Raw genomic sequence first — 7,378 nt, 5'->3', positions numbered from 1 at the left:
CACGGTGTTCATTCACAAGTTAAGTCATATATTGAATCAAAAGGCGGCATTGTTAAAACAGGTTTAGGAGATTAAACATGGCATCATATGTTTCCATCAAAGGATGGATTGAATGCTCTGACGATGATATAAAAATCATCCAAGAAAACATTAATAATTTTTGGAATAATTGTCCCTTTAATATCGAAGAGAAAGAATCTGCAAAAATATATAAAAGCGGGTGGGTTTTCCCGACAAATAGTTTTAATTGGAGCAGCTATATTTTTTTTGGTGCATGCGTAAAATCTTATTTCATTATTTATTTTGAAAAATGTATTAAAACAATAATGGAATTGGATATTGAAATATCAGGTTTTTTTGAATTAGATTATTATGAAGATAATTATAAAGTAAATTGGAAAATAAATAATGGAAATTTGATACAAACGACTAATTAAATGGACAAATATAAGTTAGATTGGACACCCAAACCTAAAAACTGTCTGAAACTCAATTTGGTTTTCAGTAAGCGTAGGTTGGCTCAAAAACCCAACCATCAAAATGCCGTCTGAAACGATAAAGGTCGTCTGAAAGCACGTTCCGGCTTTCAGACGGCATCGGCAACACCCAAACCCTGATTTCCAACCGCATCCATCCGTTTTATTCGGGCGGCAAATGGATTAAAGCGGAAGACTTAACGGCGGGAAGCAGGCTGTATTCCGAAAGCGGCAAAACCCAAACTGTCCGCAACATCATTGTCAAACCAAAACCGCTCAAAGCCTACAATCTGACCGTTGCCGGCTGGCATACTTACTTCGTCAAGGGCAATCAGGCGGAAACGGAAGGGGTTTGGGTTCATAATGCGTGTCCGCCATATAAGAGACCAAATAACGCAACGACAAAAGCGCAACGAGAAAGTGTACAAGGAAAACCCTGCGTTGAATGCGGTAAATTAGCCGAAAAAATGATTGCCGACCATAAAAAACCATTAGTTGTCGAGTATTATGAAACAGGAACAATTGACAAATCTAAGATGAGAGCAATTGAATCAGTACAACCGCAATGTCCGACTTGTTCTGCAAAACAAGGAGGGAGATTAAGCCGATATTCAAAAGAACAGAAAAGGAAACTGAGTAATGGGAATAAAAAATGAACAAATAATAATTTGTAAAAAATATAATACAGAAATATATCCTGTTTCCGATGTTTCAAAAATCGGTGTTGCTGAAAATGTCAAACAGGCAAACCTGTATCCGATTAACGGGTTAAGGCACCGTCCCAAAGGTGATACTAACGGTTGGTATATCTGGGCCGGTGAAAACTTCTCCTATGATAAAAATTTTTTCCTGCCCTTGCATACTTTCCATTTGCAAATATGGCGACCCGAAATCATCCCCTTTTTGACACTTCCGCCCGGTTACCGTTTTTTAATTGGGGAAAACGGTTATGAAGACGTATGGTTTGATGAGTTGCTATTAAATGATAATTGACAAAAAATCTACTTCAGATGTACTGAAACAATATCAAGAACTAGGGTTTGATTTGACAAAACCTATGATAATAGAGTTTTTTATAGGAGGTTCTCAAAAAAATCTGCAATCAATAGAAAGCCAACTCATTTCTTATCGGCAAGATTTTCAAATCAGTATTGAACAAGATGAATTCGGAGAAATGTGGACTTGCTATTGTTCCGTCAATATCGTCCCTTCCCTTGAAAACATTTTAGCTATTGAAACTACGTTATTTGGTATTGCACAAAAAAATGATTGTAATTATGAAGGTTTTGGTTCGTATGGGAACTAACAAAAAGTGTAGGTTGGGTTGAAAAAACCATATTCCCATTAAAGATTAGGGGATGTCTATGGAAATAAAATTCAATACTTTGGGGGTTATCCTGAATGGAGTCAATCCTGAAGAAAAATTCATAAAAATTATTGATGACCAGGAAAATACCGGTGGATTTCTGATACTGTTATCTTCAAATGACAAATTCTCATCATTTGACAGTTACGATGACTGGGTCGAAAACTTAGAAATATTAAAAGAATACCTGCAAGAATCTCATTGGATAATAAAGTGGGTCGGATAGTCGGCAAACGTAGTCCGTTTGAAACGCTTTTACTTTTCAGACGGACTTTCTACCAATGGGAACAAGGCGTTTTGTCTCAATCCGGTTTATGATTATTCGATACAGTGATGGGAAGCTAAGAAAAATATGATTAATCATATTGAAAAATATATAGGCACTATTTCTCATGGCTCGAAAAGCGATTCGGGAAGTCAGTACAAATTAAATATCGCAGCTATTCCCTCTTCCCCTAACAGGGATTTAAAAACTTATATTACTTTAGGGTTAAGCAAACATGATCTGAATTATAAAAGCAGATTTGAAATACTTTTTGTATGTTCTTTAAAATATGATGAAAATCAGATTTTCCCATTTTTAAGATGGTTAGCAGAAACCATCATTGAGAATAAAAAAAATCCTTCTTCGGGGGCAGGTTGTTTATTTGCCTAGAAGCATTGTTAATTCAACAAAAATGGATGCACTGTATGTTTCCGCCCCATTTTATTTCGACGATGATTTCCAAGTCTGTTATGGCGAACACTACAATATTGTTTTCCCTTTGCTTGTCCCCTTGTATAAACAGGAAGCCGAATTGGTGGAAAAAAAGGGTTGGAATGCTTTTGAGCAGTTCTTGTTGGATAATGAAGTTGGCAACCTTTCGGATATGAATAGGAAACCGTTTGTTTGGTAAGGGCTTTCTTAAATTTGATTAAAGGTCGTCTGAAATTAAGCTTGTTTTTCAGACGGTCTTTCCTTCATTTGAAACAGAATATTGAAAACTAAGTTCTTCAAAAATCCTACACCTGCTCCTTCCACGGCAGCACCTTGGTCAAAACGGCAGACGGCTACAAAGCCATCGCCCATATTCAAGCCGGAGACCGCGTCCTTTCCAAGGACGAGGCAAGCGGAGAAACGGGATACAAACCCGTTACCGCCCGATACGGTAATCCGTATCGGGAAACCGTTTACATTAAAGTTTCAGACGGCATCGGTAACAGCCAAACCCTGATTTCCAACCGCATCCATCCGTTTTATTCGGACGGCAAATGGATTAAAGCGGAAGATTTAAAGGCGGGAAGCAGACTGTTATCCGAAAGCGGCAGAACCCAAACCGTCCGCAACACCGTTGTCAAACCAAAACCGCTCAAAGCCTACAATCTGACCGTTGCCGACTGGCATACTTACTTCGTCAAGGGCAATCGGGCGGAAACGGAAGGGGTTTGGGTTCATAATGAGTGTCCGTATGGAAAAGGCAACCAACGATATAAAGATGCTCCTTATCATGGTAAAAATGATAATTCTGTGAAAAGTAGAGCGCCAACAAATGGGCAAGCTGTCCTTGATAACTCTGTTCAAGTTAAATCGACATCTTCTCAAAGAGTTGGAGTTGATAAAACCAATAATGAAATCGTTGTATTAAACCAAACTAGAATTTTTAATGACGGTTCTGCTGAGTATCATGGGCATGTAAGGAACTGGAAAAATTTACATACTGATCAACAAAATGCTTTAAAGAAAGCAGGATTGGTTAATTCAAAAGGAAAAATCAAAAAATGATGGCTGATAAGGAACAAGTAGAAAAGATGATTTATTCTGAAAATAAAGATTGTGTTATTGATGGTATGCTCGGTATGACCTTCAGCTCGGAGGAGGATGAAATCCCTTGGATTTCCGAGAAATTGACGGAGTTGTCGAAGCATAAAGACTTGGATATTGCCAGATTGTCATTAACCTGTTTCGGACATCTCGCCAGGATGCATGAAAATATCGGCGATTGCGATAAAGTGATTGCTTTATTGCGCTCAAAACAAGGTAATCCGGATTTTCAAGGTTTTGCCGAAGATGCGTTAGACGATATTTCCTTCTTTATATTTAAAAAGCGTCCGTAAGCGCGGATTAAACCCGGAAATCCGATGCGTCTGAAAGTACATTCCGGCTTTCAGACGGCATCGGTAACAGCCAAACCCTGATTTCCAACCGCATCCATCCGTTTTATTCGGACGGCAAATGGATTAAAGCGGAAGATTTGAAAGCGGGAAGCAGGCTGTTTGCTGAAAACGGTGCAGAGCAGACCGTTCAAAGCGTTACCGTCAAACCGGAACCGCTCAAAGCCTACAATCTGACCGTCGCCGACTGGCATACTTATTTCGTCAAGGGTAGTCAGGCGGAAACGGAAGGAGTTTGGGTTCATAATGATTGTCCGCCTAAACCAAAACCAACCAATCATGCCCAACAAAGAAAAGAAGAAGCTAAAAACGATTCTCATCGAAGTGTGGGAGATTCCAATCGTGTCGTTCGCGAAGGAAAGCAATATTTAGATTCCGACACAGGAAACCATGTTTATGTAAAAGGAGATAAAGTGGTTATTCTAACTCCTGATGGAAGACAGGTAACTCAATTTAAGAACTCGAAAGCCAATACGTCAAAAAGGGTAAAAAATGGGAAATGGACACCAAAATAATCAATCTTCCTTAGAAAAAAGAATTTTTTATCTGGAGCATTCGGGGCAGTATCTGATGATTTGCGCCCTATCGGATTACTCCCAAAATAAACATACTGTCGTTATGGCGAATTTCCTCTATCCAAATGAAAAAATGGATTGGAGAAATTTAGATGATTTGTTCAATGAGTTGGTTTTAGAGGAATTACAGTCTTCATTTATGGATTGGTATCCAACTATTGAAAAGGCAATTAGCCATCATTTAGAAGACTTTTCGTAACAAGCATAAATCAAAAAGTCGTCTGAAACTGCTTTTAATTTTCAGACGACCTTTCCCCATATCGGCGGATTATGAATTTACAGCTATCGGGAAATTGAGTTATCTCTCTGATAGAGAAAATTCCATACGCGAAGCCGTTGACCGGTGGATACAGGAAAACCCCAATGCCGCCGAAACCGTCGAAGCCGTCTTCAACGTTGCCGCAGCAGCCAAAGTCGCGAAGTTGGCAAAGGCGGCAAAACCAGGGAAGGCTGCGGTTAGCGGGGATTTTGCTGATTCTTATAAAAAGAAATTGGCTTTGTCTGATAGTGCGAGACAGTTATATCAAAATGCAAAGTATAGAGAAGCTCTAGATATACATTATGAAGATTTAATTAGAAGAAAAACTGATGGTTCATCAAAATTTATTAACGGCAGAGAAATTGACGCTGTTACGAATGATGCTTTAATACAAGCCAAAAGAACAATTTCAGCAATAGATAAACCTAAAAATTTCTTAAATCAAAAAAATAGAAAGCAAATTAAAGCAACCATCGAAGCAGCAAACCAACAGGGAAAACGTGCAGAATTTTGGTTTAAATACGGTGTTCATTCACAAGTTAAGTCATATATTGAATCAAAAGGCGGCATTGTTAAAACAGGTTTAGGAGATTAAACATGGCATCATATGTTTCCATAAAAGGATGGATTGAATGCTCTGACGATGATATAAAAATCATCCAAGAAAACATTAATAATTTTTGGAATAATTGTCCCTTCAATATCGAAGAAAAAGAATCTGCAAAAATATATAAAAGCGGGTGGGTTTTCCCGACAAATAGTTTTAATTGGAGCAGCTATATTTTTTTTGGTGCATGCGTAAAATCTTATTTCATTATTTATTTTGAAAAATGTATTAAAACAATAATGGAATTGGATATTGAAATATCAGGTTTTTTTGAATTAGATTATTATGAAGATAGTTATAAAGTAAATTGGAAAATAAATAATGGCAATTTAATACAAACAACTGATTAAATGGACAAATATAAGTTAGATTGGACACATAAACCTAACAACTGTCTGAAACTCAATTTGGTTTTCAGTAAGCGTAGGTTGGCTTAAAAACCCAACCACCAAAATGCCGTCTGAAGCGGTATTCAGCTTTCAGACGGCATTTTGATGAATGAAACAGGATATTGAGAACTAAGTTCTTTAAAAATCCTACACCTGCCCTTTCCACGGCAGCACCTTGGTCAAAACGGCAGACGGCTACAAAGCCATTGCCCGTATCCGAGCCGGCGAGAGCGTCCTCTCCAAGGACGAGGCAAGCGGGGTAACGGGATGCAAACCTGTTACCGCCCGATACGGCAATCCGTATCGGGAAACCGTTTACATTGAAGTTTCAGACGGCATCGGCAACAGCCAAACCCTGATTTCCAACCGCATCCACTCGTTTTATTCGGGCGGCAAATGGATTAAGGCGGAAGATTTAAAAGCGGGAAGCAGACTGTTATCCGAAAGCGGCAGAACCCAAACCGTCCGCAAAACCGTTGTCAAACCAAAACCGCATGCAATGGAAATTTGAAGATCCTCAAAATACTGCTGTTATTACCACCAGAAGAATTTTGTCTAAAAAAAACGGAATCTTAGAAGTATGGCATGATGCTGATGATGGAATGTGGCAATTCTTAGATGGCAATGAAATTCATGAAGGAGATGCTGTGATAGTTAGTTTAAAAGAAATTGTCACTATTGATTCCTCAGTCAATCTCTTAAGTAATTTACCTCTTGGTGGTTACGCTTGGAGAAATACTATATCGGAAAAATGGAATTTTGATTAGCAAGCGTAGGTTAGGTTAAAAAAACCAACAATCAAAGGTCGTCTGAAACCGTGTTTAGTTTTTCAAACGACCTTTTCTTCAATTAACATAGAATGTTGGGTCTCGACCCAACCTACACGCTTACTAATCTCAAATATAACCTTATGAAATAATGAGTATTTAAAAGATGGAAACATTAGACGAACGAATAAAGAATTTAGGAAAATCTCTTGAAGATAGAATTGACGCTAATCTAATTGATGCCACACTAGAGTACATTACTTTTTCAGAACGTTTGCTAGCTTTTGAAACGCTATGTGATTATATTGAAGATTTCAATATCCAGCTTACGGAAAAAGAATCCCAAGAAATCTCTTTTATTAATAAGGAATTTGGAATTGAAAGTACATCAGATTAATAAATATTAGGTCGGTTTAAAAACCCAACAATCACAAGGTCTTCTGAAACCGTGTTTAATTTTCAGACGGCATTTCCTTCATTTGAAACAGGATATTGAAAACTAAGTTCTTCAAAAATCCTACACCTGCCCTTTCCACGGCAGCACCTTGGTCAGAACGGCAGACGGCTACAAAGCCATTGCCCATATTCAAGCCGGCGACCGCGTCTTCGCCAAAGATGAAACCAGTGGAAAAACTGGATACAAACCTGTTACCGCCCGATACGGCAATCCGTACCAGGAAACCGTTTACATTAAAGTTTCAGACGGCATCGGCAACAGCCAAACCCTGATTTCCAACCGCATCCACCCGTTTTATTCGGACGGCAAATGGATTAAGGCGGAAGATTTA

General features: G+C 38.5%; 11 protein-coding genes and 5 pseudogenes. All 16 read left to right on the top strand.

The features are described from left to right. Positions 1–77: 77 nt before the first annotated feature. A complete protein-coding gene (locus tag DFR77_RS11915) occupies positions 78–437 on the top strand; it encodes a hypothetical protein (RefSeq protein WP_002221998.1) in 360 nt (119 codons plus the stop codon). A gap of 158 nt (positions 438–595) precedes the next feature. Next, a complete protein-coding gene (locus tag DFR77_RS11910; protein WP_249033565.1) occupies positions 596–1,132 on the top strand; it encodes a polymorphic toxin-type HINT domain-containing protein in 537 nt (178 codons plus the stop codon). Then, a complete protein-coding gene (locus DFR77_RS11905; RefSeq protein WP_002223396.1) occupies positions 1,116–1,469 on the top strand; it encodes an immunity protein Imm33 domain-containing protein in 354 nt (117 codons plus the stop codon). Before DFR77_RS11910 ends, DFR77_RS11905 begins: the two co-directional genes overlap by 17 nt. Beyond that, entirely contained in the window at positions 1,459–1,782 is a 324-nt protein-coding gene (locus DFR77_RS11900) for a ribonuclease E inhibitor RraB (RefSeq protein WP_002242283.1), read from the top strand. The genes DFR77_RS11905 and DFR77_RS11900 overlap by 11 nt, the downstream gene beginning before the upstream one ends. A gap of 58 nt (positions 1,783–1,840) precedes the next feature. Continuing rightward, positions 1,841–2,068 carry a hypothetical protein gene (locus tag DFR77_RS11895; RefSeq protein WP_002236686.1) on the top strand — a complete coding sequence of 76 codons (228 nt, stop codon included), beginning with the start codon at positions 1,841–1,843 and terminating at the stop codon, positions 2,066–2,068. 126 nt (positions 2,069–2,194) lie between these two features. Beyond that, positions 2,195–2,738, top strand: a pseudogene (locus DFR77_RS11890) (suppressor of fused domain protein). 134 nt (positions 2,739–2,872) lie between these two features. After that, positions 2,873–3,604: a polymorphic toxin-type HINT domain-containing protein gene (locus DFR77_RS11885; RefSeq protein WP_003700253.1), complete on the top strand. Its 732-nt coding sequence runs from the start codon at positions 2,873–2,875 to the stop codon at positions 3,602–3,604. Then, positions 3,601–3,936 carry a hypothetical protein gene (locus DFR77_RS11880; RefSeq protein WP_002218743.1) on the top strand — a complete coding sequence of 112 codons (336 nt, stop codon included), beginning with the start codon at positions 3,601–3,603 and terminating at the stop codon, positions 3,934–3,936. Before DFR77_RS11885 ends, DFR77_RS11880 begins: the two co-directional genes overlap by 4 nt. Before the next feature lie 47 nt (positions 3,937–3,983). After that, a pseudogene (gene mafB, locus DFR77_RS11875) lies at positions 3,984–4,508 on the top strand (polymorphic toxin MafB class 1); the annotation flags it as partial. Beyond that, entirely contained in the window at positions 4,486–4,767 is a 282-nt protein-coding gene (locus DFR77_RS11870; RefSeq protein WP_003693718.1) for a hypothetical protein, read from the top strand. The pseudogene mafB (DFR77_RS11875) and the gene DFR77_RS11870, both read left to right, overlap by 23 nt. A gap of 55 nt (positions 4,768–4,822) precedes the next feature. After that, positions 4,823–5,422, top strand: a pseudogene (mafB, locus tag DFR77_RS11865) (polymorphic toxin MafB class 1); the annotation flags it as partial. Positions 5,423–5,424: 2 nt separating this feature from the next. Beyond that, positions 5,425–5,784: a hypothetical protein gene (locus tag DFR77_RS11860; RefSeq protein ID WP_003693721.1), complete on the top strand. Its 360-nt coding sequence runs from the start codon at positions 5,425–5,427 to the stop codon at positions 5,782–5,784. Positions 5,785–5,965: 181 nt separating this feature from the next. After that, positions 5,966–6,316, top strand: a pseudogene (locus tag DFR77_RS11855) (polymorphic toxin-type HINT domain-containing protein); the annotation flags it as partial. 1 nt (position 6,317) lies between these two features. Beyond that, positions 6,318–6,590 carry a hypothetical protein gene (locus DFR77_RS11850; RefSeq protein WP_002231818.1) on the top strand — a complete coding sequence of 91 codons (273 nt, stop codon included), beginning with the start codon at positions 6,318–6,320 and terminating at the stop codon, positions 6,588–6,590. 166 nt (positions 6,591–6,756) lie between these two features. Beyond that, a complete protein-coding gene (locus DFR77_RS11845; RefSeq protein ID WP_002259831.1) occupies positions 6,757–6,987 on the top strand; it encodes a MafI family immunity protein in 231 nt (76 codons plus the stop codon). Between the two features lie 115 nt (positions 6,988–7,102). Further along, positions 7,103–7,378, top strand: a pseudogene (locus tag DFR77_RS11840) (polymorphic toxin-type HINT domain-containing protein); the annotation flags it as partial.

It is taken from the genome of Neisseria gonorrhoeae (genome assembly GCF_003315235.1).
GTDB lineage: Bacteria > Pseudomonadota > Gammaproteobacteria > Burkholderiales > Neisseriaceae > Neisseria > Neisseria gonorrhoeae.
This window is presented reverse-complemented; position numbering and strand designations above follow the sequence as displayed.

Bases quoted from the DNA above. Each gene is read 5' to 3' on its own strand.
- DFR77_RS11915 (WP_002221998.1), top strand. From the start codon at position 78: ATGGCATCATATGTTTCCATCAAAGGATGGATTGAATGCTCTGACGAT.
- DFR77_RS11905 (WP_002223396.1), top strand. From the start codon at position 1,116: ATGGGAATAAAAAATGAACAAATAATAATTTGTAAAAAATATAATACA.
- DFR77_RS11900 (WP_002242283.1), top strand. From the start codon at position 1,459: ATGATAATTGACAAAAAATCTACTTCAGATGTACTGAAACAATATCAA.
- DFR77_RS11895 (WP_002236686.1), top strand. From the start codon at position 1,841: ATGGAAATAAAATTCAATACTTTGGGGGTTATCCTGAATGGAGTCAAT.
- DFR77_RS11880 (WP_002218743.1), top strand. From the start codon at position 3,601: ATGATGGCTGATAAGGAACAAGTAGAAAAGATGATTTATTCTGAAAAT.
- DFR77_RS11870 (WP_003693718.1), top strand. From the start codon at position 4,486: ATGGGAAATGGACACCAAAATAATCAATCTTCCTTAGAAAAAAGAATT.
- DFR77_RS11860 (WP_003693721.1), top strand. From the start codon at position 5,425: ATGGCATCATATGTTTCCATAAAAGGATGGATTGAATGCTCTGACGAT.
- DFR77_RS11850 (WP_002231818.1), top strand. From the start codon at position 6,318: ATGCAATGGAAATTTGAAGATCCTCAAAATACTGCTGTTATTACCACC.
- DFR77_RS11845 (WP_002259831.1), top strand. From the start codon at position 6,757: ATGGAAACATTAGACGAACGAATAAAGAATTTAGGAAAATCTCTTGAA.